Annotated in this window: 21 protein-coding genes, 1 tRNA gene and 4 pseudogenes; 5 read left to right on the plus strand and 21 right to left on the minus strand. The window is 69.0% G+C overall.

The genetic code is table 11. The annotated features are described in order from the left end of the window. Positions 1-23: 23 nt before the first annotated feature. The 4 genes from ACFHPP_RS10165 to ACFHPP_RS10180 all read right to left on the minus strand — a co-directional run bounded on the left by ACFHPP_RS10165 (position 24) and on the right by ACFHPP_RS10180 (position 4,230). Entirely contained in the window at positions 24-1,022 is a 999-nt protein-coding gene (locus ACFHPP_RS10165; RefSeq protein WP_437163156.1) for a helix-turn-helix transcriptional regulator, read from the minus strand. After that, on the minus strand, positions 1,019-3,184 hold the full coding sequence (locus ACFHPP_RS10170) for a molybdopterin cofactor-binding domain-containing protein (RefSeq protein WP_437163157.1): 2,166 nt from the start codon (positions 3,182-3,184) through the stop codon (positions 1,019-1,021). Before ACFHPP_RS10170 ends, ACFHPP_RS10165 begins: the two co-directional genes overlap by 4 nt. Continuing rightward, on the minus strand, positions 3,171-3,650 hold the full coding sequence (locus tag ACFHPP_RS10175) for a (2Fe-2S)-binding protein (RefSeq protein WP_437163158.1): 480 nt from the start codon (positions 3,648-3,650) through the stop codon (positions 3,171-3,173). The genes ACFHPP_RS10170 and ACFHPP_RS10175 overlap by 14 nt, the downstream gene beginning before the upstream one ends. 205 nt (positions 3,651-3,855) lie before the next feature. Continuing rightward, positions 3,856-4,230: a hypothetical protein gene (locus ACFHPP_RS10180; protein WP_437163159.1), complete on the minus strand. Its 375-nt coding sequence runs from the start codon at positions 4,228-4,230 to the stop codon at positions 3,856-3,858. A 164-nt stretch (positions 4,231-4,394) separates the two neighbouring features. On the opposite strand from ACFHPP_RS10180, the gene hflX reads away from it, so the two are divergent. Further along, positions 4,395-5,747: a GTPase HflX gene (gene hflX / locus ACFHPP_RS10185; protein WP_437163160.1), complete on the plus strand. Its 1,353-nt coding sequence runs from the start codon at positions 4,395-4,397 to the stop codon at positions 5,745-5,747. A gap of 117 nt (positions 5,748-5,864) precedes the next feature. Here hflX and ACFHPP_RS10190 read toward each other — a convergent pair whose 3' ends face one another. Beyond that, a complete protein-coding gene (locus tag ACFHPP_RS10190) occupies positions 5,865-6,560 on the minus strand; it encodes a LuxR C-terminal-related transcriptional regulator (protein ID WP_437163161.1) in 696 nt (231 codons plus the stop codon). 734 nt (positions 6,561-7,294) lie between these two features. On the opposite strand from ACFHPP_RS10190, the gene ACFHPP_RS10195 reads away from it, so the two are divergent. After that, positions 7,295-7,369: transfer RNA gene (locus tag ACFHPP_RS10195), tRNA-Gly, on the plus strand. 384 nt (positions 7,370-7,753) lie between these two features. Here the strand turns inward: ACFHPP_RS10195 and ACFHPP_RS10200 are convergent. The 8 genes and pseudogenes from ACFHPP_RS10200 to ACFHPP_RS10235 form a co-directional block, all read right to left on the minus strand. After that, a complete protein-coding gene (locus tag ACFHPP_RS10200) occupies positions 7,754-8,671 on the minus strand; it encodes a hypothetical protein (protein WP_437163162.1) in 918 nt (305 codons plus the stop codon). Next, complete coding sequence (locus ACFHPP_RS10205) at positions 8,635-10,053, minus strand: hypothetical protein (RefSeq protein ID WP_437163163.1); 1,419 nt, start codon at positions 10,051-10,053, stop codon at positions 8,635-8,637. The genes ACFHPP_RS10200 and ACFHPP_RS10205 overlap by 37 nt, the downstream gene beginning before the upstream one ends. Next, entirely contained in the window at positions 10,050-10,235 is a 186-nt protein-coding gene (locus tag ACFHPP_RS10210; RefSeq protein WP_437163241.1) for a hypothetical protein, read from the minus strand. Before ACFHPP_RS10210 ends, ACFHPP_RS10205 begins: the two co-directional genes overlap by 4 nt. A 32-nt stretch (positions 10,236-10,267) precedes the next feature. Next, positions 10,268-10,459, minus strand: a pseudogene (locus ACFHPP_RS10215) (Fic family protein); the annotation flags it as partial. Positions 10,460-10,488: 29 nt separating this feature from the next. Next, a pseudogene (locus tag ACFHPP_RS10220) lies at positions 10,489-10,728 on the minus strand (Fic/DOC family N-terminal domain-containing protein); the annotation flags it as partial. Positions 10,729-10,927: 199 nt separating this feature from the next. After that, positions 10,928-11,242 (minus strand): hypothetical protein, encoded by a 315-nt coding sequence (locus tag ACFHPP_RS10225; RefSeq protein WP_437163164.1) that lies wholly within the window; start codon positions 11,240-11,242, stop codon positions 10,928-10,930. Then, entirely contained in the window at positions 11,239-12,561 is a 1,323-nt protein-coding gene (locus tag ACFHPP_RS10230) for a recombinase family protein (RefSeq protein WP_437163165.1), read from the minus strand. The genes ACFHPP_RS10225 and ACFHPP_RS10230 overlap by 4 nt, the downstream gene beginning before the upstream one ends. 26 nt (positions 12,562-12,587) lie before the next feature. Further along, on the minus strand, positions 12,588-13,085 hold the full coding sequence (locus tag ACFHPP_RS10235; protein WP_437163166.1) for a DUF2924 domain-containing protein: 498 nt from the start codon (positions 13,083-13,085) through the stop codon (positions 12,588-12,590). On the opposite strand from ACFHPP_RS10235, the pseudogene ACFHPP_RS10240 reads away from it, so the two are divergent. Beyond that, positions 13,042-13,281: pseudogene (locus tag ACFHPP_RS10240) on the plus strand (terminase gpA endonuclease subunit); the annotation flags it as partial. The gene ACFHPP_RS10235 and the pseudogene ACFHPP_RS10240 overlap by 44 nt on opposite strands. Before the next feature lie 30 nt (positions 13,282-13,311). Here the strand turns inward: ACFHPP_RS10240 and ACFHPP_RS10245 are convergent. Continuing rightward, a complete protein-coding gene (locus tag ACFHPP_RS10245; RefSeq protein ID WP_437163167.1) occupies positions 13,312-14,577 on the minus strand; it encodes an IS110 family transposase in 1,266 nt (421 codons plus the stop codon). Between the two features lie 212 nt (positions 14,578-14,789). Here ACFHPP_RS10245 and ACFHPP_RS10250 point away from each other — a divergent pair. Beyond that, a pseudogene (locus ACFHPP_RS10250) lies at positions 14,790-15,812 on the plus strand (terminase gpA endonuclease subunit); the annotation flags it as partial. A gap of 11 nt (positions 15,813-15,823) precedes the next feature. Here the strand turns inward: ACFHPP_RS10250 and ACFHPP_RS10255 are convergent. From ACFHPP_RS10255 to ACFHPP_RS10280, 6 genes are all read right to left on the minus strand, one after another. Further along, positions 15,824-16,702 (minus strand): hypothetical protein, encoded by an 879-nt coding sequence (locus ACFHPP_RS10255; RefSeq protein ID WP_437163168.1) that lies wholly within the window; start codon positions 16,700-16,702, stop codon positions 15,824-15,826. Positions 16,703-16,776: 74 nt separating this feature from the next. Beyond that, positions 16,777-16,995, minus strand: a complete 219-nt coding sequence (gene gvpA, locus ACFHPP_RS10260) for a gas vesicle structural protein GvpA (RefSeq protein WP_168048067.1) — start codon at positions 16,993-16,995, stop codon at positions 16,777-16,779. Positions 16,996-17,158: 163 nt separating this feature from the next. Then, positions 17,159-17,656 carry a hypothetical protein gene (locus ACFHPP_RS10265; protein ID WP_437163169.1) on the minus strand — a complete coding sequence of 166 codons (498 nt, stop codon included), beginning with the start codon at positions 17,654-17,656 and terminating at the stop codon, positions 17,159-17,161. Further along, positions 17,653-18,156 carry a hypothetical protein gene (locus ACFHPP_RS10270; protein WP_437163170.1) on the minus strand — a complete coding sequence of 168 codons (504 nt, stop codon included), beginning with the start codon at positions 18,154-18,156 and terminating at the stop codon, positions 17,653-17,655. The genes ACFHPP_RS10265 and ACFHPP_RS10270 overlap by 4 nt, the downstream gene beginning before the upstream one ends. 20 nt (positions 18,157-18,176) lie before the next feature. Further along, a complete protein-coding gene (gene pyp / locus ACFHPP_RS10275) occupies positions 18,177-18,551 on the minus strand; it encodes a photoactive yellow protein (RefSeq protein WP_437163171.1) in 375 nt (124 codons plus the stop codon). Positions 18,552-18,608: 57 nt separating this feature from the next. After that, positions 18,609-19,112 (minus strand): hypothetical protein, encoded by a 504-nt coding sequence (locus ACFHPP_RS10280; protein ID WP_437163172.1) that lies wholly within the window; start codon positions 19,110-19,112, stop codon positions 18,609-18,611. Positions 19,113-19,394: 282 nt separating this feature from the next. Here ACFHPP_RS10280 and ACFHPP_RS10285 point away from each other — a divergent pair, with 282 nt between their 5' ends. Then, positions 19,395-20,615, plus strand: a complete 1,221-nt coding sequence (locus tag ACFHPP_RS10285; RefSeq protein ID WP_437163173.1) for an AMP-binding protein — start codon at positions 19,395-19,397, stop codon at positions 20,613-20,615. A 254-nt stretch (positions 20,616-20,869) separates the two neighbouring features. Here the strand turns inward: ACFHPP_RS10285 and ACFHPP_RS10290 are convergent, their stop codons facing one another. Continuing rightward, positions 20,870-22,441, minus strand: coding sequence for a methyl-accepting chemotaxis protein (locus ACFHPP_RS10290; protein ID WP_437163174.1), 1,572 nt, complete (start codon positions 22,439-22,441; stop codon positions 20,870-20,872). Positions 22,442-22,524: the final 83 nt, after the last annotated feature.

The raw sequence follows: 22,524 nt of genomic DNA on the forward strand, positions 1-22,524 counted from the left end.
AGCGGCGCGGTCAGCGTGCCGGCTCAGGCCGCCCCGCCTGGCCGGTCGCGTGGCGCATGCAGCAGGCCGCGATAGGCGCCCGGCGTCATGTTCACGCGCTTGCGGAACTCGCGCGTGAAATGCGCCTGGTCGCTGAAGCCGCAGATGTAGCCCACGGCCGGCAGGGGCTCCTCGCCGCCGGCCAGCAGGGCGCAGGCGTGGCGTACCTGCACCGTGCGCAGCACGGCGGTCAATGTCAGCCCGCTGGCGGCCAGGCGCCGTTGCAGGGCGCGCGGAGACAGGCCCAGCGCTGCCGCCACCTCGGCCAGCGGCAGGTGCCGCGCCGGGTCCTCGCCCAGCAGCCTGGCGAGGGACACGGCCTCCGCGCAGCCATCGAAGCTGATGGCGGGCGCACCTGCCGGATCATGAGGCGGGCACGGCGCCACGACATCGCGGCGCATCGTCCAGCCGGACCAGGCGATGTCCCACTCAGCCGTCGCGGCGGCGGCGACGGCGAGCGCAAGGCCCCGCGAATCCCAGCCGCCATCGCCCCGCGCCACGACCTGCCCGCCCACCCGCGCGGCCACCCCGTGGCAGCCGATGGCCCGCAGCAGGCCGAGATACACGCCCAGCACCAGCAGATCCTCGGCGGCCGAGGGTGGCGCGCCGGATAGCGACACATGGCGCAGCCGCGCGCCCTGCCCGTCCAGCCGGTCCACCGCCGTGCGGTGATGCGTGTGGGCATAGCGCTCGAGCCGCAGCCAGCGCGTGACCAGGTCCTGCGGCCCCCGGGCCCGCAGCAGCGCGTGCAGCATCGGCTGGAAGCCCTGGTCCGCGATGGCCTCGCCCACGCGCAGCAGCGGCAGCGGGCCGTGCGCCCGCATGATGGCCGAGAGCAGGTCCCGCTTGGCGCCGAGTGGCACGGTGGGCGCCGCGTAGCGCAGCCCGGGCGGCGATGGCACGGGCGGCGCGATGCCCTGGCGGCGCAGTCCGTCGAAGACCAGTGCGAACAGCCCGGCCGAGGCGAAGGCCCTGCCCGTCATGCCGCGCGTGCCAGCAGCGGCAGGGCGCGCAACCGCCGGCCCGTGGCGCGCGACGCGGCATTGGCGATGGCCGCCAGCGCGGGGCCCAGCGCCGTCTCCCCAGCGCCACCGAATCCTGCGCCGGGCGGCGGGTCCATCAACGCCACCTCCAGCCGCTGCGGGATGTCCGCCAGCGTGGGCAGCCGGTAATCGGCGAAGCTGCTGGCCGCGACGGCGCCGTCCGCAAGCCCGAGGCGCTCGGTGAGGGCCGAGCCGACGGCCCAGGCCAGGTTGCCCTGCACCTGGGCGAGCACGCGGTCCGGGTCCAGCACCCGCCCGCTGTCCTGCGCGCACCACAGGCCGCGCACGGCAAGGCCCCCCGCGCCGTCCGCCTCGACCTCCGCCACCACGGCGGCCCAGGAGGCGTCCTTGTAGGGCGCGCAGCCAACCCCGAGCGCGCGGCCTGGCGGCAGGGCGCGGCCCCAGCCCGCCATCGCCGCGACATGGCGCAGGCAGGCGGCAAGCCGCGGCTCTCCGTCCAGATGGGCGAGGCGGAAGGCCACCGCATCGCGGCAGGCCAGCCGCGCCAACGCGTCCATGGCGCTTTCCACGGCGAAGGCGTTGGGTGCGGCGCCCAGGCCGCGCCAGGGCCCGGTCGGCACCGGCAGGCGAACCGCATCGAACTCCACCCGTGCGGTCCCGAAGGCGTAGGGCGGGCGCGCCCCGCGCGCGATGCCGGTGTCGCCGGTCACGGCATTGGCGGTGCGCTGCAGCCATTCCGGCAGCACGGCGGCGGTGAAGATCACATGGCCGGAGACGAAGGCGTGCCACCAGGCGGCGACGCGCCCCTCCGGCCCCAGCCGGGCGCGGATGCGGTGGGAGGAGGGCGGCCGGTGGAAAGCCTCGCGGAACTCGTCGGCACGGGTCCACTGCACCAGCACGGGACGCGGTGCCACGGCGCGGGCCAGGCGCGCGGCCTCGAGCTCCACATTGGGCACGGTGCGGCCGCCGAAGGCGCCGCCCATGCGGCAGGATCGCACGACCACCGCCGTCTCGCGCAGCCCCAGCCGCCGCGCCAGCACCGCGCGCACGAAGAAGGCGTCCTGCGTGCCGGTCCAGACCTCGACCTGGGCGCGGTCGGCGGACCAGCGGGCGGTGGCGGCGCGGGGCTCGATGGCGGCGTGCGCGGCCATCGGCACGTCGAGCCGCAGGTCCAGCGTCCAGGGCGCCGCTTGGTCCATCGGCGCATCGAGCAGCCGGTGCGGCAGCGAGGCGCCACCGCGCGCCGCGAGGCGGGCATCGACATCCGTGGCACGCGCGAGTTCCGCCTCGCCCCAGTCCGAGCCCCCCTCCCAGCGCGCCTCCGCCGCGGCGACGGCGCGGGCGAGTGCCCCCGGGCGCTCCGCGACCAGCCCGGCCCAACCGGCCTCGCCGGCGAAACCGACGAAGCCCGGCATGGTGGCGGCGGCGTCCGCCCCCGCCCGCACCAGCCGCGCACCGAGACGCGGCGGGCGCAGCATGGCCCCGTGCAGCAGGCCCTCCGGCATCACATCCGCGGCGAAGGCGGGCGCGCCGCGCAGCACCGCGGAAAGCTCCGGTGCCGGGCCCACCTGCGGCGGAATGGTGGCCCCGAGCGGCTGCGCCGCGCGCAGGGCGGCGGCCGAGAGGATCACCGGCGCGCCATCGGCCAGCGATGCCAGGGATGCGCTCGCGGCCCCCGCCACGAAGCCGTCCGGCGTGGGACGCAGCGCGGCCGGCGCCACGCCCAGCCGCGCCGCCGCACGCCGCCGCAGTTCCTCGCGCAGGGCGGCGGCGGCGCGGGCCAGGGGCTCGGCGAAAAGATGCAGGCTCTCGCTGCCCACGGTGGCGCGCACGGGGGGCATGTCCGCGGTGTCGGGCAGGCGCAGTTCGATGGCGGCGGGCGGGATTTCCAGCTCCGCCGCGACGATGCGGCGCAGCGCGCCGACCACGCCCTGCCCCATCTCCTGCCGCGGCGCGTGCAGGACGACGCGGCCCTCGGGCGTCAGGCCCACCCAGCCGGCCGCGCTGTCGGCGTCCCCTGGGTCGGGTCGCCCCGGCAGGACGGGCAGCGACGCGCAGGCCGCGAGGGTGGGGGCCAGGGCCAGCACGGCCAGCCCGTGCAGCAGGTGGCGCCGGGTCGCCGCCACCTCAGGCGGCCCCATCGAGCAGGTTCGCGGCGCGCGTCGTTGCGGCGCGGATGCGCGGCGCCGTGCCGCAGCGGCAGAGCACGCCGGCCATCCCGGCCTCCACCGCTTCGGGCCCGGGGCGCGGGTACCGAGCGAGGAGGGCCGCGGCCTGCGCCATCTGGCCCGACTGGCAGAAGCCGCATTGCGGCACAGCGAGGTCTTCCCAGGCGCGAAGCACGGCGGCGGGGGCGCCGCCCGCCGCGCCAAAGCCCTCGGCGGTCGTGATCCGGCGGCCGATCGCGGCGGCCGCGGGCATCAGGCAGGCACGCTCGGCGGCGCCGTCCACCAGGATGGTGCAGGCCCCGCACAGGCCCACGCCGCAGCCGAACCGCACGCCTGCCAGGCGGAGGTGAAAGCGCAGGAAGGACAGGACGGATTCGTCGTTCCAATCGCCGGGCACGCTGGCCGCCCGTCCGTTCACCACAATCTGTCCGCTCGTCATGATACCCACCGGTCTCGTTCGGTCATCAACATGACAGACATGGCATGCAGGTCTTGAACGATCGCGACAGGCGGGGAGCCTTCAGACGAAAATCGCGGCGATTCCGCCATCCGGTTTCGACCACCGCATCCCACGACGCGCCGACCACGCTGCCGCGGTCGCCGAACGGGGTTGCGCGGATCGGCGCGGACGGGCGACCGGATCGTCATCCTGTCGTCCCGGTCGCGGCCTGTGCCTTCTCGAGCTCCGCATTCACCACGGCGCCGAGCGAACCGCCGAGGCCCAGCGTGTCGCGGTCCTGCCTCGCGAGCCGCGCCAGCTGCTCGCCGACCAGGCGTGCGGCATCCTCCGGCATCACCGGCGCCAGCCTGAGCAGGTCCTGCGCCGCGGTGGCGCGCTCGGTGAACAGCCCATACGGCAGGACCAGCTCCGTCATGGCGGGGCCCAGCCCCAGCGGCATGAAGACGGCGACCGCGCCGGCTTCATCCAGCACGTGATGCCGGGAAAAACGTAGGACGCTGCCGCGCGCCACCCGCCACCAGCGCGGCCCCTGATGCCCCAATCCGAACATGCCCTGCACCTGTGCCCCTCCCTCGCCTCCGCGCAGTCTGGCAGCATGGCGGGGGAAGCCATCTGCCGCGGCGGGGGCTCAGGGCTGGAACCGCCATGGCGGGAGGAGGCGCATGGCGAACCTCGCCACGGGGAGAGGCAAGGGTCGCGCCCGATTCATGCTAGTGCGGCGCCATGGAAACCAAGCCGCCGATTCCTCGCGCCATCCTCGTTGGCATCCAGACGCCGGAGGTCGATGACGTGGCGCACGCCGCCAGCCTGGAAGAACTGGGGCGCCTGGTGAAGACGCTGGGCTATGAGGTGGTGGGAGTCGTGGCGCAGCGGCGCGAGGGAACGGGTGCCGGCTCGCTGCTCGGCAGCGGCAAGCTGGCGGAACTCGCGGCGCTGACCGGCGGCAGCGGTATCGTCGGTTCCATGGCGCCGCCGCCGAAAGCCAAGGCGCGGGAGCGGTTCGATGGTGCCGGCGCGGCAGCACCTAGGGCGGAGCCGGAGGCGGTAGCCGGGCCCAGGCCGCAATTCGTCATCGTCGACCATGAGCTGTCGCCGAGCCAGATCCGCAACCTGGAACGGGCGACCGGCGCCCAGGTGCTCGACCGCACCGGCGTCATCGTCGAGATCTTCCACCGGCACGCCAACACGCGTGAGGCCAGGCTGCAGGTGGAGATGGCGCGGCTGAAATACGTCGCCCCCCGCCTGCGCGAATCCTCGGGCGGTGGCGAGCGGCGGCAGGGCCCCGGTGCCGGCGAAAGCACGCTGGATCTCGACCGCCGCAAGATCCGCGATCGGCTGGCGGAGTTGAAGGACCAGCTGGAAGCGGTGCAGCGCGACAGCGACCAGCGTCGCTCCGCGCGGCGCGACCAGCTGCGGGTGGCGCTGGTCGGCTACACCAATGCGGGCAAGTCGTCGCTGATGCGGGCCCTGACGGGCAGCGAGGTGCTGGTGGAGGACAAGCTGTTCGCCACCCTCGACACCACGGTCCGGATCCTGCAGCCGGAGACGCGGCCGCGCGTGCTGGTGTCCGACACGGTGGGCTTCATCAAGCAGTTGCCGCACGACCTGGTGGCCTCGTTCCGCTCGACGCTCGCGGAGGCACTGGAGGCCTCATTGCTGCTGTTCGTGGTCGATGCCTCGGACCCGACCTACGAGGCGCAGCTGGAGGTCAGCCGCAGCGTGCTGCGCGAGATCGGCGCCGATGCGGTGCCGTCACGCCTGGTGCTGAACAAGATGGATCGGGTGGATCCGGAGCGCCGCGCGCTGCTGGTCGAGAAGCACCCGGACGCGATCCTGCTCTCGGCCCACGCGGCCGAGGATGTGAGCGCGCTGCGCGACACGATCATCGACTTCTTCGAGGCGGCGATGGTGGAGGATGTGCTGGTGCTGCCCTATGCGCGGCAGGGCCTGATCAGCGAAGTGTATGAAAGCGCGCGCGTGCTTTCGGAGGACTATGACGAGACCGGACGGGTCCTGAAGATCCGCGGACTGCCGGGCGCCATCGCGCGGCTGCGGCGGAGCCTCGCCGTCCAATGAAGCCTGCAGTGCGCCGCGGCAACTGACCGGGAAGGTAGCCCGGGTCGCGTCTCATAAGGGCCGCATCGAATGCGAGCCGCCAGGCGCCGGAAGGGGCAAGGCGCCATGCACGGTCAGTCAGGCGCTACCGACATGTCCGTTCACGGCCAGTCCGTGAGACTTGGCCCAGACCGCCGCCTCCGTCCGGTTTCTGGCGCTCAGTTTGCGAAGGATGGCCTTCATGTGCGCCTTCACCGTCGCCTCGCTGATCCCGATCTGCCTCGCGATCAGCTTGTTGGAGTTGCCGCCGCTCAGGTGGCAGAGCACCTGCATTTCCCGGGGCGAAAGCTGCGTCTCCCGCGGCGAAGGCTGCCTCAGTTGGAATGCGGTGCCGGCTTGCGGCTCTGCGGCGAACGGGTGCGCAGCAATCTTTGCCTCGCGACAGACTCCCGAGACGACCCGTTCACCCAGCAGGACGACCTCGATCGCCTTGATGAGGGCCTTTACCTCGATGGTGCGCAGGATGAGGCCGTCGATCAGGGGCCAAGCCAGCATCGGGTCCTCCTCCGCGATGGCATCAACGAGGAAGACGAACTTTACCTTGGGATACCCGGCACGGATCTTGAACAACTTGGCTGAATGCTCGTGCAGCTCGCCGGAGGGCAGAGCTGCCAGCAGAAGATCTGGTTCGAATTCAATTTCTTCCCCTAGAATTTCATCCAGGGTCTTGGCGCAGAGACACACAAAGAATCCGGCTTCAGCAAGAATGTGCTTCAGTCCTTCCAGGACCAGGGGAAAGCTTCCAACCAGCGCAACCCTGCCATTTTCTTGCATGATCATTCCCCCCAAGGAACCCACAACGACCAGGAGATGCCCTCTGATCAAAAGTAAAGGTCGATTTATTTTATGTTTATCGAAGGATTATTTGGCTGTACTGGCTCATTATTGTCCCTCTTATACTTCCGACTCACAATGCCATTGACTTCCCAGTCGTTCACATTTCTGTCACAATATCTTGTACGGATCATGGGCCGCCAGCCACTACCCACCCCGGCCCTTCGCTCGATGTGGGTGAGGTACCGGTGCGAATGGCCCGCTGCCATGGCACGCTGGCCTTGATGCGATCTGCGGCCTGGCTGCCGATCGGTCTCTGGCCCGTCAGAGACTCCTGACTTCCCGCACCACGGGTGATCCTGCCGTCGGCTCCACCGGCCCCCGCTGTTCCTAAACCCGCCGGTTCAAGCCGGGTCCCCATCGTGCTCCGCGGAAAATCCGTCCGGATGCACCGAGAGTCTCGATGCCGCTCAGTGCCGTGCGTGCAGGGCACGAGGCGATTCCCCGGGGGACGCCGCACCATTCCGGCACAAGCCATACGCAACCGCGGACCGGTCCTGCTCAGACTGCCGCGCCGGGCGCTGACTCATGGCCGGCGCTACGCCCAGCCTCTGGCCAGACCCCGGCCACCACAATCCTGATGGGCGATCAAAGCCATCCTATTGTCGCGGAACAGTTCAGGCCGAAGCCGCTCTTGCATTCGAAAAGCATCATGCTAAAGACGTTGGCGGAGCGCGGGCGTAGCTCAGGGGTAGAGCACAACCTTGCCAAGGTTGGGGTCGAGGGTTCGAATCCCTTCGCCCGCTCCAGTCGGTTTTCCAACCTCACATTTCCCTTCCCCCGACAGCGCCGTGAACCGCAGGTTGCCTGGGGTTTTGCGACCGTGGCTTAGGGGTTGGAGAACGCAACGACCCCCGAAATTGCTCTCCGGAGGCGCGAAAGTCTCCGAAGCTTGGGGGTGGGGTGATTTAACCCGCAACCTTTATCTCGTTGATCCGGCAAGAATTTCTCGGCGCTGAGCTTGGGGGATTCCTCAAGTCGATCGCCAGGCAAACGCGACCGGAGAGGGAAGACCCGACCCTGACCCCCAAGCCGATCATCCGTCCCGATCCAGGGGGGGCGTGACCACTTTCGACAACGGTCACTTCCGCCCCCGCCTGCCGGTGACCACCGCCACGGCGACGCCTTCTCGGTCAGTGCAAGGAATCACCGGCACCTCGGTCCTTCACCATCAAGGCGGTCCCGGAGGAATCCAGGGCGCCAGCCACACCAAGGATCCATCCTTCCACCCGGGCGACAGTCCGCTCCGGGGGGTTGAGGCGGGGCCGCAGGAAAGTGGCGAGGCTTCCATCCCTGTCGGCCATCGCCAGCCAAGCGGCGATGCTGAAGGCGTCGTGCTGGTCGCCCGTGCGGCCGTCCCGCGCGAAGCCGCGGCTCCAGAGGGCTGGATAGACTTCCGCGATCGCGGACCTGCCGGCTGGCACCTCCCATCCGTCGAAGGGCCAGAAGTGCACGCGCGGACCCAGCCGCTGACGCAGGAAGCGCAACCAGGGGATACCGGCATGGGTGGACTTTGCCACCGAGCCCTGCACGTCGAAATGGAACACCGATTTCGCGCCACCCGCCCGCAGCTCGGTCAACCGTCGCCAGCGGGCATTGCCCTGCCGCGCCGCGCCATGGCCGAAGGACCCGTCGCGGATGAAATCGACGTAGGTGTGATCCTCGTCAGTTGGCCAATGGCGCTGGAAATCGTCGAGGAAGGTGGGCCAGTCAGGCAGCAGGCCATGCGCCTCGAAATAGCGCAGCGGGAAGGAGAAGCCGTGGTCGATGCCGACCAGCGTCGGCACATCCTCGGCCAGGCGCTCGGCGAGCCATTCCGCGATGCCGCGCCGTGTCCAATATTTGCGCGGCGAGGGCGGGGGAAGAACCTCCGTGGGCGTGGCGCCGCCCTCGGCCAGGTAGACGCGCAGCCCCTTCAGGCTAGCCGTCGGCGTTTCCGCGCCGGAGTAGTCGACGCCTATGCTGCGCTGGAAGCTGCGCGCGATTCCCCGGGCCGGCTCGGTGGGCAAAACCATCAAGCCAAAGCCTCCGGAAGCGGCACGTCCGCGCACTGGGGCACCGGCGCGATCGTTTTGGCCTCGGCAGCGTAAACGGCGGCCTCGAAGGCGGTCCAGGCTTTGGCGCGGGCGGCGGCGGCCTCTGTTCGCAGGCGGGAGGCTTCGGCTCGCCCAGCATTGAGTGAGGCTATCAGCGTGCGCTGGTCAGAGATGGGCGGCAGGGGAAAGGTAAGCGAAAGCAGAGACGGCTTCGATATGTTCTTCATCGTGGGCGAGGTGCCCGTGAGTTTGGCCTCGATCTGGCGACGAACGTCACCAATGCGGAGTACCTCAGTCACGAATTCGGGTGTGATGGGCGGGTTTTTGCGCCAGACCATACGGAAAATCTTGTCGCAGAGTAGCAACTGAGGGCGCGTTTCGCCGATCAGGGCTGTGGCGCCAACAAGGCGGGAAATGTTCGCGCGGCTGACTAGTACCTGCGCAGGCTTCATCTCCAGTTTGGGGCGTGGTTTCAGATTTGCCGGAAGCGCCTTGTTCTCAAGCTCGTTGAAGACTCCAAACGACACGGCGCCCAGCTTCAAGACGCCCCACTCGCCAGGTTTGGCCGGGCGGTCGAGGCATTTTGGGCTCCAGCCGTTTTCGAGATCGGCGATCACATCACCGAGCCGAACGACGGGCCATGTACTGGTGCCGGTCGCACCGCCAGTGATACGGCGCAGGACACCGTCGTGGCTCCAGCGGTCGAGGTCCTTGAACGAAGCGACGAAGATGGGTTTGTCAGGCAGAGGCACGGGCGGTGTGAAGCCGAGCGCGGCCTCGAAATCGCCCATGGCTTTCGCCTCGGCGGCTTCTGCGGCCTGCTCCTTGTCAGCCACTGCCTTCAACGCCGCGTCATAGGCCACGACGATCCCCTGTTGCTCGGCTAGATCCGGAAGGGGCATCTCAAGATCTTCAAAGACCGACAGCTTGACCTCGGTTCTGCCATCCGCACCAGAGCGATTTGCCCAGAGCCAGCGCTTGAACTCGCCTGTTTGTACGATGTATCGGAGATAAAGCGGGTAGACGCATGTAGTATCCGGCTCGTAGACCGCAAAATGCGTGGTCACTACAGCGTTCGACCAATCAGCAGGAAGGATGCCAACCGCCCCATTCTTAAGGTCGATTTTCGATAAGACGAGATCGTTCGGGCGGACCCACTTCAGCGCCATGGAATAATCGCGGCCATCTTTCACGGATCGACGCGATATGTTGCCGTCAAAATGGATTGTAATCGGTTGAAGGTCAGCGAACGAGTGCTTTGACCGGACGACGGTTTCATTTCGGGGGCGAAGCAGGTCACCAATTCGCGCACTAGAAACGCGGGACGGGAAGTGCAGGTGCGGGATCGTAAACTTGTCCCAGCGGTCCAGCTTTTTGAAGCGGTAGACCTCCATCATGCTGCGAAACTCGGTTCGTCAGCGACAACCGCTCCAGCTGCCAGCCAGCTTTCGAAGCGACGATAGCCTTCAAGAACGGTTGGAAGTTCGTTGCCGACGTTCTCGCCTGTCTCGCCGGTCGAGGTGATGCCGACCGCTTTCGGCAAGGCGACGAAGACCGGATAATCGAAGGCGTCGCGCACATGCGCCCACAGCGCGGCGTAACGAGCAGGCGGCCGAGGCGGCCATTGCCATCGAGGAAGGGATGGATCGTCTCGAACTGGACATGGACCAGGCCCGCCTTGAGCAGCGTTGGCAGCTCCGGCGTGTCGGCGTGGATGAACCGCTCCATGTCGCCGAGGCAGGGCATGACGAGCTGCGGCGGCGGGGGCACGAAGGCCGCGAGGCTGGGGCGCGGGCCGCCGATCCAGTTCTGCGAGGAGCGATCTGCGACGAGAGCAGCGCTTCCTTGCGGACGTACATATAGAGAAACAGCCCGGTGTCGGGCAGGATCGACGCCATGCCGTCGAGACGGCCCAGCGCCATCTGCGCCCGCTGCAGCGGCACCAGCAGGCTGGAGACGTCGATCGGCGGGATGGGCGGCAAGGGCGGCGGCACGAAGGCGCGTGTCGCCTCACCGCCGAAGGTGGTCGTCTCATATCGCCCGAGGCGGCTTTGGCGGCTGGGCTGAGGCATCCTTATGAAAGGTGACTTTCGCTAGGGGCGGCGCAAGGAAGAATTCTGCCCTCTTTCTTTCATAAAGGCCGGTGATTCGCCAGCCTTGTCTGCGGGCTGGCGATCCTTCAGGTTGGTCCAGACCCACGGCCATTCGCGCGCAAAGTGCCGCGCTGGGCGTCCCATCCCACCGGCACCCCTCCGTCCAACACCGCGAAGGTCAGGCCCTCCGGCTGCCGCCCGCCCAGGATGGCCGACACGATGTCCGGCGCCAGGAGGGTGAGGCGGAGGAGGCTGCCGAGGTAGCCCGCTCGAGGCGCTCAGCGGCTTCCATCTCGGTGATGGATGCGTAGCGCCCCTGATCGAGCATGCGCTGATACCGGAATGCCCGCGCCAGAGCCTTCACCAACGCCGGGTCGGCCCGCGTCGTGACCGGCGCCACGCCATCCGCCATCGGCGTCACGACGGTCTTCCGGCCCGGTCGGAAGCGGATTGCCAGCGGCACCCGGACGGTGATGCTGGTCGCCGTGTTCATGCTGCCGACCTCAGGACATCGGGCGCGATGGCGCCGAGATCACGGACCAGGCCGCCGAGACCATCCAGCCGCAGCCGAATGTCGGCGCCGGCGGGCCCTACCACCACCCGCTCCACCAGTGACCTGACGATCCGCGCCTGCTCTGCCGGGAACAGGTGCTCCCACAGCGGGTCGAGCCGGTCCAGAGCGTCGTGGGTCTCGGCCTCGGTCAGGTCCGGCGCCTCCCTGCGCGCCGCCCGCCATGTGCCGATCACGATCTCTGGCTGGCGCAGAAGCGCCCGCACCTGGTCCACCACCGCCGCCTCGATCTCCGCTGCCGATACCCGGCGCACGATGGTGTCGTCGCCGGCGGCGTCTCCCTTCAGCACGCGCTGAGCCACGTAGTAGCGATAGAGCCGGCCATTCTTCCGGGCGTGCGTCGGCGACAGCGCCCGCCCGTCCACCCCAAAGATCAGCCCCTTCAGCAGCGCCGGCGTCTGCGCCCGATTCTGGTTGGCGCGGACCCGCGGGCTGATCTGCAGGACGGCGTGCGCCCAGTCCCACAGCTCCCGCGGCACGATCCCCTGGTGCTCACCGGGATAGACCTGACCCTTGTGCGCCGCCTCGCCGACATAGGTGCGGTTGTTCAGCAGCTTGTAGACGTCGCCCTTGTCCAGCGGCCGGCCCGCCTTGCTGGTGGCGCCCTCCGCCCGGAGACGGGTCACCGTCTCCATGCCCGATCCCGTCTCGGCGAAGATCTCGAACACCCTGCACACGCGCGGCGCCTCGTCCTCATTCACGATCAGCTTGCGCGCTACTACGTCGTAGCCGAGCGGCACCTTGCCCCCCATCCACATGCCGCGGGCGCGGGACGCGGCAAATTTGTCGCGGATTCGCTCGCCAATGACCTCGCGCTCGAACTGCGCGAAGCTCAGCAGGATGTTCAGCGTCAGCCGCCCCATGCTGGTGGTCGTATTGAACGACTGTGTGACCGACACGAAGGTCACGCCGTGCGCATCCATCACCTCCACCAGCTTGGCGAAATCCATCAGCCAGCGGCTGAGCCTATCGATCTTATAGACCACAATGACATCGACCAGGTCGGCCTGGATGTCGCGCAGCAGGCGCTGCAGTGCCGGCCGCTCCAGGGTGCCGCCGGAGAACCCGCCGTCGTCGTAGCGATCGCGCACCAGCACCCACCCCTCGGCGCGCTGGCTGGTGATATAGGCCTCGCAGGAATCCCGCTGCGCATCGAGCGTGTTGAACTCCTTCTCCAGCCCTTCGTCCGTGGATTTCCGAGTGTAGACGGCGCAGCGCAGCTTTTTCGTCGTGGCCGGCATGGCCGGCTCGATGCGGACGCGGCGGGTCATGCGTCACCCCGCGCGCGCAGCCCGAAGAACGTCCAGCCGTTCCACCGCGTGCCGGTGATGTGGCGGGCGATGGCCGACAGCGACTGATACGGCCGCCCCTCGAACTCGAAGTCGTCCTGGCGCACGGTGACCACGTGCTGCACGCCCTGCCATTCCCGGATGAGGCGCGTGCTGGCCAGTGGGCGACTGTCGGCGCGGATGCGGCGCAGCACCACGTTGCCGCCATCCAGTTGCTCACCCAGCGCCACCAGCCGGTCGACGGTCTCGGGCTTCAGCCCGCCATACGCGAGCTCCTGGATTCGGTACGCCAACCGGCTTTGGATATAGGCGCGGTTCCAGGGCGGCGGCTCTTTGCCGAACAACTCCCGCCATTGGTCTTTCAGCATGGCGGTGGGCGCAGCCTGCAGCGCGGCGAGCCGGCTCAGCACCTGCGTCGGCGGGATCTTCGGGATGGTGGGCGCCGGCGCGGGCGCGGCGGTGGATCGTCTGGTCACGCGAGTCCCGTCCTGTTGGGGTTCGCATGCAGGCGCTGCTTGCCGGTGGAGTGTAGGCGAACCTCTCCTACCCCCCGAGCTATCTCGGCATCCCGCGCATCATCCTCGGCAGCGCGGCTGCGCAGCCGCACCCACGGGCGCGCTGGTGCTCACCGCCGGCGTGGACTTGCAGGACGATCGCCTGGAATGCGACGTCTGGGGCTGGGCTGAGATACCGTCACGTCCATCAAGCGATTTCTTCACGCCGCGCAGGGCGCGCGGTTGCGCTATTTGTGGGCACCAGCGGGCGCCCCTGGTCTGTGGCGATGACGAAGGCTTTGCGGTGTTTTGCGACGCTGTAGACGGCGTGGAGGAGCTTTCGCATGGCGGCGATGAGGGCGAGCTTGGCGGGTTTTCCGGCGGCGCGCAGACGCAGGTAGAAGGCACGCAGCCAGGGATTGCGGGTGACCGCGCTGAGTACGGGCATCCACAGGGCGTGTCGCAGCTTGGCATGACCGAGCGTTGCGATGCCGGCGCGGGAACTGGTCTGCTTGCCGGATTGGCGCAGCCCGGGAACGACGCCGACGAAGGCTGCGAAGGCGGCGGCGCTCTTGAAGTGGGCGGGATCGCCGGCGGCCGCGATGATGCGGGCGGCGGTCTGCGGTCCGATGCCGTCGATGCTGGTGATGAGCCTGCCCGGGATATGGGTGTCGAGCAGGTCCTCGATGTCGTGCTCGATCTCGGCGAGGCGTTTACGCCAGGTGTCGAGGTCCTGGCAGATGTGACGCGCCTGGAGCTTGTAGGCCGGGCCGTGGTGCTGGCCGACGGAGTGTTTGGCGGCCTCGACCAGCGATTGGGCCAGTTCGGGTCCTACGAAGTGGCGGCCATCGTAGCGCAGCTTGGCGACGCGGCGGGGTGTGGCGCGGGCGAAGGCGTGGGCGGTGGGGTATTCGGCCAACAGGCAGGTGGCGAGCATGTTGTCGAGGCCGCGGACATAGCGGTTGAATTCGGGGAAGCCGAGATCGACCAGGCGGTGGAGCTGGCGGACGCGGTCGTCGAAATCCTGGCGCAGCCGGTCGCGGTGGCGGACCAACTCGCGCAGCGCCTCGGCGATCTCGTCGTGCAGATGGGTGGGTGCGGGGCGCTTTTCGAAGGCGAGGCGGGCGAGGCCAGTGGCATCGATGGCGTCGGTCTTGGTGCGTTCCAGGCTGGCCTCCTGGAAGCGGCGGGCGATCAGGGGATTGAGGAGAGCGACCTCGTGGCCCGCGGCGGTGAGCACCGCGAAGAGGTTCTTCCAGTAATGGCCGGTCGCCTCCCATGACGACGAGCACCGGCGGCGGGGCGAGTGCCGCCAGCAGGGCGTCGTAGCCCGCGCGGTCCTCGGTGATGGTGATGGGCTTGCCGATCGCAGCCCCCGCGCCGTCGAGACGGGCGAGGACATGGCGTTCGGACGCGATATCGATTCCTCCTGCTGCAACAGACAGCGGCTGGAAGCCTCGGCGCCGGCGTTCATGCTCGCCCTTGTTCAAGCGAGGATGCCGGCTGGCAAGGCCGCACCTCAGGATACCGTTCGAGCACGGAACGCCGGGCGAGGGCGCCTATCTCAGCCACGGAGAATGACCCCCAAGGCTCTCGCGGCGACCCTCTCCCAGCTACCAACACGCAACCTTAGCCAGGAGGCGCGCCGGTGAGTGGAGGAGTTACAAGGGCTTCTCCTCCTGGCTCGTTGACCATGTGGTGATCCCGGGCAGCCCGCGGGATCGAGAGCCCTGGGACGAACTGGCGAAGCTGCTGGCGCGGGACTGGCCGCGGCAGGGTGGCGGCGCGATGCGCAGCGCCCGGCTCTGCGTCGATACCGGCGGCCGCGATACCGCCGCCGTCTATGGCCACCTGCGGCGCCTTCGGGATCCACGCATCGCGCCGACCAAGGGCATCGATGGCTGGAATCGCGCCCAGCCCGTCCAGGGCCCGACGCCGGTGGATGCCCTGGTCAATGGTCAGAAGCTCCGCCGAGGCCTCAAGCTGTGGACCGTCTCCGTCTCGACCTGGAAGGCCGATCTCTATCGCCGCCTCTGGCTCGGCCGCAGTGACGCGGAGGGGTTGCCGCCCGGCTGGGTGCATCTGCCGCGGGCGGTCGAGGTGGAGTGGGTCAAGCAGCTGGTCGCGGAGCAGCTGCGCACGACGAAGGATCGGCGCGGCTTTGCGCGGCAGGAATGGGCCAAGCTGCGCGAGAGGAACGAGGCGCTGGACTGCGCGCTGCTGGCGCGCGCCGCGCTCTGGCTGCTCGGCGCCGATCGATATGGCGATTGCTTCTGGCAGCAGCTGCGGGACCAGATCGCCGATGCGCCAGTGCGAGCGAGCGAGATTCCCGCCGTTGGGGATCTCGCTCTTCCAGCGCCAGCACCGCAGACGCCGGAAGCGTCCGACACACACCGCCCAAGCGGCTGGCTGGCGCCGCGCAGCGGCTGGCTTCGCCGAGAGGGGGACGACCATGGATCCAACCGTCCTCGCCTGGGTGCTGGCGCAGCCCGCCACCAGTCATCCGAGCGTACTGGCCGGCGGCCTTCGAGACCAGCACGTGCGCGAGCAGACCGGAACCCGGCCCGGCATTGGCCGTCCAACGCTTGCGCTATTGGCGCTGACGATATCCGCCGCAGCCTGATCGCGATCGCGGACACCACTACCGCAATGCCAGCGCCTTCGTTGCAACCGAGCAGGCGCGTCACGTTATCCCGACCGAGCGCATGACCGAAGCGGCTTCAATCCTCCGGCGTCAGGCGGCGGGCTTCGGCGATCCAGGCTTCGACATTGATCAACCGGCTGATGTGGCCCAGCGCATGGCGCAGCGCTGCGGGGTCGACATGGGCCAGATCCTCGAAGCGCGCAAAGCCCAGCATCCGCAACCGGGCGAGCATACCAGGGCCGAGGGCCGTGATGGGCGGCGTGGGAGGCGGAAGCTGTTCCGGCATGGAGGTGGGCGCTGCCTCGACGCCCGCTACGGACAACGCCGATGCCTCGTCCGCCAGCCTGTCCAACGCCAACGCGGGCGCTGCCTGCGCCGCGATGTCGGGCGCGGGTTTCGGCGCCAGTTGCTGCGCGGTTTTGACCACGGGCCCGGGGGCCGGTTCCACGACAGGTTCGGGCGCTGGCTTCTTCACGGCCACCGGCGCGGGGTCCAGTTCTGGACCGGAATCCGGCTCGGCCTGGATCCGCGGCGTCGGCTCCGCCGGCATCACGGCCGCGTCGGGCGCTTCCATCATCGCCACGGCCGGCTCCGGCTCGTCCGCCGGCGGGAGGTCGCTTACCAGCGTTGCGAAGATGCTGCTGTCCGGCACGGTCTCAGCGGGCTGCGCGGGGTCCTGCGGCGCGTCCATCGGCGCCATCACGAAATCGGCCGGCTCGGGCTGCGGTGCCGACGGTGTCTCGGCCGCTTGCACCGCCATCGGCGCGGCATTGCGGGCAGGCTGCCAGCGCGGCGGCCGGCTCGCGGCGTCAAACGCGGCCTGTTGGCGTCCGGCCTGCAACGCGGCGCGGCTGGATCGCAGCGCGGCCCGCAGCGAAATCCGCTGGTCGCCGCGCGCGGCGCGGGCCGCGGCAACCAGGGCGTTACCCGGCGGCGGCGTGGGCGCGTCACTCATTCGGACATCCTCGATGCAAGTCGCGCGGCGCGACCGGACGGATGATGGTCCGCCCGGCCGGTTGCCAGCCCTGGTCAGGCCGCCGCGAGTGACGGGTCGCTGGTCAGGCCCACCGCCTCCGCATACTTCAGATACGTCTCGACGGAGGCGATGACGGCGCGGATCTCGATGGCGATCAACTCGATGCCAACCAGCGAGATGCGCACGAAGGCATCGACGACGATACCCTTGTCGAGGATGCGATCGATAACCTCAGCGAGAGAGGAAGATGCCAGGCTCTTGTTGATGTTCATGGGCTCACGCCCTCCTGTCTTGCGGTGTCATCCCGAGGTCATCCCGGAACGGCGGAGGCCATGCCGGCAGCGGGAAGGCCTTCGCCGCCCGATGCCATGCCAGCCAATTCGATTTTCGCCGCAAGCACTTAAGGAAGCACTTCCGGAACGAAATCTTTGTTCGTCAGCCCGCGCTGAGCTGATGCAGGAACGACGCCAGCACTGCGCGATACTGCGATTCCGCTTCGGTGATGCGATACTTTAGCGCGGCCGCATGCACCATCAGTTCCGCCGGGGCGAGAGCGGGATCGGCCGGGTCGAAATCCGCCTGCACATCGCTGCGCGCGTCGTAACTCTCGAAGAACTGCAAGGCTTCCTCAACGCTGTCGGCGACGCAGACATGGAACTGGTCATTGGAGCCCTGCGCCTTGCTGAAGACGCGAATGTCGGCGACGAACTTGCCGTCTTCTGCCTGGTACAGGTTCAGCTCGTGCCACAGCGGCGTGCCGGCGCGGTAGCCATTGCCGAAGCCGACATGCCGGCCGGAGAAGGACACCGGGCGGCCGCCCGACTTGCGCAGGATGAAGATGGAAGCGGCACCCCGCACCGGCGTGCGTGCTTCCGTCGCCATCGCCAGGGGTGGACGTTCGCCGAGGTGATCTAGCGCGTTGACGACATTCATGGGGATTCTCCTTGTGGGTTGCGATGGCCGAAGCAGGTGGAAAGCACCTCGCGCCAGGATTGCCGCAAGCGTCGCGCGCAGGCCGCCGCTGCCTCGTGGCGCGCGGATTCGGCCAGCCCCTCCGCCGCCGCGTACAGCGCCTCCACAGGCAGGTCTTGCAGCGGATCATGCGCGTGCAGGAAGGCCAGGGCCGCATCCGGCCCCTCGCATGATTCCGCGTAGTGCCGGGAGTGCGCCGCACCTTCGCAGCGCAGGTCGTCGATGTTCTCTCGCAGGCCGTGACGGATGGCGATGACAAGGTGGCTGGAGATTGCCTCATGCACCGTCACGTCGCTCCAGACCGGCAGCGTCGGCTCCCGCGCTGAAACCTGCAGCAGCAGGCGTCCATGGAAGCCGAGCGGCCTGCGCCCGTGGCGCGGCAGCGACAGGAAGCCGGGGCGCTCCACCGGCAGCACCTTGCCCGGTGCCATGGTGAACGGTAGCATTGCGGTCTGCTGCATCGCGGCCGTGTCCGAGGCGGTCAGAGGCGCTTGATGAAGATCCAGATGCCTTCCTCGATCGAGGTGGACTTCATGTGGACCCGGACCTTGGCCGGGTTCATCTTGTAGTCGAAGGAATACTCGAACATCGTGTTCATGCTGCCCTGCGCCACGCCCTGCTGGAAGCGGCCCTGGAACTGATGACCCTTGGTGCAGGGCGCGACATCGTTGAAGAAGTTCTTGCCCACCACCTCGCCGGGCGGCCGCGATGCCAGCGCGCTTTCATAGGCGTTGTATTTCATCACGCGGCCGCCGCGGTCCACCAGGATGGCACCGAAGGGCAGGCGGTCGAGCCGCGCGGGATCCTGGGAGACCAGGTTCTCGACATGGTCGGTGCCGAATTTGATGAGTTCCATCGTAGCGGTTCCTGTGAAGGGAAGATTGACGGGAGGATTGGGACAACCGTGATCGGCTCAGGCCGGGACGGCGAAGCGGTACAGCAGTTCTCCGATCAGGCACCGCCACTGCCGGGTCACGGCATCCGCCCTCTGGCGCAACGCCGCGGCCATCAGCGCGATCTCCACGGTGCTGATACGACGGTCGGAGGCATCGAAGTCCGATGCAAGATCCGCGGTCGGGTCGAATCGTTCCAGCCAGGATAGGGCATCTTCCAGCGTCCTGAAGATTTCGGCGTGATGGATATCCGGCTCGCTGCCGGCCTTCTTCAGCATCCGCACGGCCAGCGCGCAGTCGCCATCCACGGTCTGATACAGCGAAACCTCATGCCATGCCGGGATGCTGGGCGCCCAGGAGGACGCTTCTGCCACCATGACGCCTCGGGTCCGCAGCGGCTTGCCGCCGGAAACGCGCAGCGTGATCTCGGTCGGCTCCGATGTCGGCGGCAAGGCTGCGGCCGGCAGGGAAGCCGAGGGGCTGACACCCGGCACGCCGGGCAGGCTCACGGCAACCAAGACCATCCTGATCTCCACGGCGCCACGTCATCGGACCGATCGATGCGGCGGGCTAAGCGGCTCGACGAAATTCGCCCGCTATCGCGAACGGGGTGGGTTGGGATGCGCATGGTGCGGCGCCATCGGTGGGATGATGCGCCCCGCTTGGTGAAGCCGACGTAAAGACACAACGGGATTCGCGTACCCGATCCGCAATTCGCAGTCTGCAATCGCCACTTGGCGAGCGGTGAGCACAAGGAATCCTTCAGACATTCCTGCTTGGCTGGGCGTTTCAACAGGGGAAGCAAGATGTCCGTAACGCCGTCCGACGCAGCGCTGCTTCGCCTGCTGCGTTCGTTGCTGCCGCAGGAACTCGAGGGCCTGGGTGGCCGCGCGATCGGGCCGGCCAGGGCTGCGGCATGGCAGGCGGATCTGTCACTCGGTGCCGAAGGCCTGGCGTTGGACAGCCTGGAGCTTGTGGCCTGCGCCTCCGCCGTGAACGAGTTCTTCCGTCTGCATGAAAGCGGCGTGGAGGATTACCTGCTGGCCGAACGGCGGCTGGATGCCTGGTGCCGCATCATCCGCGCCGGCATCGAGGATGGTGCGAGCGGCATCACCTTCCGTACCTCCGGCAGCAGCGGCACGCCGCGGCGCTGCGCCCACGCGCATGTCACGCTGGCGGCGGAAGTGGCGCATTGGGCGCAGGTATTCCGCGATCGGCGCCGCATCATCCAACTGATCCCGGCGCACCACATCTACGGCTACCTGTTCACCATCCTGCTGCCGGATGCGCTTGGGGTGGAGGTGGTGGATGGCCGCGCGCTGTCGCCGGGCCGCCTGGCGCGGCTGCTGCAGGGCGACGACCTGCTGGTCGGCTTCCCCGGCGGCTGGCTGCCGCTGCTGCGCAGCCTGGATCGGCTGCCGCAGGGTATCCGTGCCACCAGTAGCACCGCCCCCCTGCCCGCCGCCACGCACCAGGCGCTGCGCGAGGGGGGTGCGGCGCAGGTGGTGGAAGTCTATGGCTCATCCGAGACGGCGGGCCTGGCCGCCCGCACGGACCCGCAGGCCCCCTTCACCCTGCTGCCACGATGGCGCCCGGGCCACGCCGGTGACGCGGCCTCCGTGATCGAGGTGGCGACAGGTGGGGAGATGGCGCTGCCGGACCGCTGCGAATGGCTTGGCGGGGCGGCGCTGCGGCTGCTGGGCCGCAAGGATGATGCGGTGCAGGTGGGTGGCATCAATGTCTATCCCGCGCGCATCGCGGCGCAGCTTGCGGCGCATCCGCTGGTGGCGGAGGCGGCGGTCCGGCTGGACGCGATGCTGCCGGAGCCAAGACTGAAGGCCTTCGTCACGCTGCGCGCGCCACGCAACCGCGCCGGTGACCGTGTGGCGCTGGAGGCGTGGTGCCGGGACCATCTTTCGGCGGCAGAGCGGCCCGTCAGCATCGAGCTGGGCGACCATTTGCCGCGCAATGCGCTGGGCAAGCTGGCGGATTGGGCGGCATGCGGGGCGCAGCCCCCGGCGCATTGAGCGTGACGCCCTGATCCACGAAGCTTGTGCCGAGCGCCGGAAATGCTGACCCATTTTCCATCGGGCGCCGGCGCTACGCTTGGCTCGTCACACCAGGGCCTGCGGCTCGCACGACCCATGCGCGGCGGGTGCGGTTCGGCGCCGCAGCCGCCATAGGCGGCCGCAGGTCGGGACTCACGCTGCTCGGCATTCGGGCGGAAGCTTAGCCACGGAGCATGGGCTGCGAGCCGGGGCCGGGCTGGCCCCGGGCGTCGTCAGGCAGCCTGGCGCAGCAGCAGCCGGCGGATCGCGGCGGCCATATCCGCTTCTTCCGCCGCGTTCCTGAACAAGAAGCTCAGCCGCGCCTCGGAATCCTTGCCCAGCAAGCGCACACGCTGCGCCGGCATGCCCGTCAGGTCCAGCATCCCTTCCGTCCCCTCCGGCGCCTCCGGCTCAGGGGAGAAGCGGGCGCCTTTGTTGGAGATATCTTTCAGGCGGCCTTCCGTCGTGCTGGCGCCGAGCGTCAGCCGCGCCGCCAGGTCCACCGCGTGGCGTGGATCCCGACGCCGATCTGCGTCGGGCAGGTTGCTGCGCACCAGTCCGATGATGCGGCTCTGCAGCGTCGCCAGGGAGGCCGTGACCTGGCCGGAGGCGCCATGGATCATGCCGACGGACATGCGGTTGTCCTCGATCTCCTGCACCGCCGCGGCGACGCGCAGGCTCGCCCCGGTCGCCGCTTCGGAGGCTTCGCGCACGGCGGAGGCAACTTCCCCAACCACGCCAGCCTGGTTCTGCAGCATCTCCGTCATGCGGCCGGTGATGGTGTCCAGCGCGTCCATGCCGGCATGGACGCTGTCCATCGCGTGCAGCGCATTGGCCGTGCCGGACTGCACGCTGGCGAGCCGTTCCGCGATTTCGCTCGAGGCCTTGGCGGTCTGTGCCGCCAGCGTCTTGACCTCTCCCGCCACCACGGCGAAGCCCTTGCCCGCCGCACCCGCGCGGGCCGCCTCGATCGTGGCGTTCAGCGCCAATAGGTTGGTCTGCCGGGCGATCAGGCCGATCATGCGCGTCACGTCGTCGATCTCTTCCGCCTGGCGGCGCAGATCGCCGAAAGTCGTGCGCGCGGCGTCGGAGGCGACGACGACCTGGCGCGTCGTCTCCGCCACCAGGGCCATCTGTGAACTGCTCTCGCGGATCGCCTCGACGATGCGGGTGGTGCCAGCGGCGGCTTCGTCGGATCCGGCGGCGGAGCGTTCCGTCTCCCCTTGCGCCTTGGTCGCCTCATGCGCGGCGCGCACCGTGGCGCGTTCGAGCGTATCGGCGATCTCCTCAAGTTCGCGCGCGGAGCCGTTGATCTCATCCACCGCGGCATCCGTCTCCTGCTCGATGACGTCCACCATCCTGCGGATGGCGTCGCTCCTGGCCTCCTCCCCGCCGCGGTCAAGCCGTTCGGCGCGCAGCTGGAGCAGGTCGGCGGTCAGGGCGGGCATGGCCGAACAGAGCATGGCGGCCCGCCGCAGACTGCCCGCGGGCAGCGCCTGGCGCGGCCCGACATGCTCCAGGCCAGGCAGGGCCGCATCGACCGCGGCATCCAGCATGCGGGACGCGCGCTGCTGCGCCACCAGCAACAGCAGGACCAGCAGCGAGAGTGGAAGGCCAATGAGCAGTCCCGGCAACATCATGTCCGTTATGGCCACGGCCAGCGCCAGGCCAGCGCCGCCCAGCGCGGCGGTCACGGCCAGGGCGGGCAGGGCGAAGGCCGGGGTGGCCAGCAGCACGGAAAGCCCCGCCGCGCGGGCCCCGACTATCCTGGCCGCGAGGGCGGCTGAGAGGGCATGGGACGGCATGGCGCAGTTCTCCGTCATGCGGGGCGACATGAATTCGGTACCGAGCGGCACGACCCCAGCGCGCCAACCTGCGGCCGCTTGGG

Origin of the sequence: Falsiroseomonas sp. E2-1-a20, assembly GCF_051433195.1 — a bacterium.
Classification (GTDB): domain Bacteria; phylum Pseudomonadota; class Alphaproteobacteria; order Acetobacterales; family Acetobacteraceae; genus Falsiroseomonas.

What these genes read in the sequence shown, in the direction of transcription:
- ACFHPP_RS10165 (WP_437163156.1), bottom strand. Translation starts at nt 1,022, where the DNA reads ATGACGGGCAGGGCCTTCGCCTCGGCCGGGCTGTTCGCACTGGTCTTC.
- ACFHPP_RS10170 (WP_437163157.1), bottom strand. Translation starts at nt 3,184, where the DNA reads ATGGGGCCGCCTGAGGTGGCGGCGACCCGGCGCCACCTGCTGCACGGG.
- ACFHPP_RS10175 (WP_437163158.1), bottom strand. Translation starts at nt 3,650, where the DNA reads ATGACGAGCGGACAGATTGTGGTGAACGGACGGGCGGCCAGCGTGCCC.
- hflX (WP_437163160.1), top strand. Translation starts at nt 4,395, where the DNA reads ATGGAAACCAAGCCGCCGATTCCTCGCGCCATCCTCGTTGGCATCCAG.
- ACFHPP_RS10190 (WP_437163161.1), bottom strand. Translation starts at nt 6,560, where the DNA reads ATGCAAGAAAATGGCAGGGTTGCGCTGGTTGGAAGCTTTCCCCTGGTC.
- ACFHPP_RS10205 (WP_437163163.1), bottom strand. Translation starts at nt 10,053, where the DNA reads ATGATGGAGGTCTACCGCTTCAAAAAGCTGGACCGCTGGGACAAGTTT.
- ACFHPP_RS10225 (WP_437163164.1), bottom strand. Translation starts at nt 11,242, where the DNA reads ATGAACACGGCGACCAGCATCACCGTCCGGGTGCCGCTGGCAATCCGC.
- ACFHPP_RS10230 (WP_437163165.1), bottom strand. Translation starts at nt 12,561, where the DNA reads ATGCCGGCCACGACGAAAAAGCTGCGCTGCGCCGTCTACACTCGGAAA.
- ACFHPP_RS10245 (WP_437163167.1), bottom strand. Translation starts at nt 14,577, where the DNA reads ATGAACGCCGGCGCCGAGGCTTCCAGCCGCTGTCTGTTGCAGCAGGAG.
- ACFHPP_RS10255 (WP_437163168.1), bottom strand. Translation starts at nt 16,702, where the DNA reads ATGAGTGACGCGCCCACGCCGCCGCCGGGTAACGCCCTGGTTGCCGCG.
- gvpA (WP_168048067.1), bottom strand. Translation starts at nt 16,995, where the DNA reads ATGAACATCAACAAGAGCCTGGCATCTTCCTCTCTCGCTGAGGTTATC.
- ACFHPP_RS10265 (WP_437163169.1), bottom strand. Translation starts at nt 17,656, where the DNA reads ATGAATGTCGTCAACGCGCTAGATCACCTCGGCGAACGTCCACCCCTG.
- ACFHPP_RS10270 (WP_437163170.1), bottom strand. Translation starts at nt 18,156, where the DNA reads ATGCAGCAGACCGCAATGCTACCGTTCACCATGGCACCGGGCAAGGTG.
- pyp (WP_437163171.1), bottom strand. Translation starts at nt 18,551, where the DNA reads ATGGAACTCATCAAATTCGGCACCGACCATGTCGAGAACCTGGTCTCC.
- ACFHPP_RS10280 (WP_437163172.1), bottom strand. Translation starts at nt 19,112, where the DNA reads ATGGTCTTGGTTGCCGTGAGCCTGCCCGGCGTGCCGGGTGTCAGCCCC.
- ACFHPP_RS10285 (WP_437163173.1), top strand. Translation starts at nt 19,395, where the DNA reads ATGTCCGTAACGCCGTCCGACGCAGCGCTGCTTCGCCTGCTGCGTTCG.
- ACFHPP_RS10290 (WP_437163174.1), bottom strand. Translation starts at nt 22,441, where the DNA reads ATGCCGTCCCATGCCCTCTCAGCCGCCCTCGCGGCCAGGATAGTCGGG.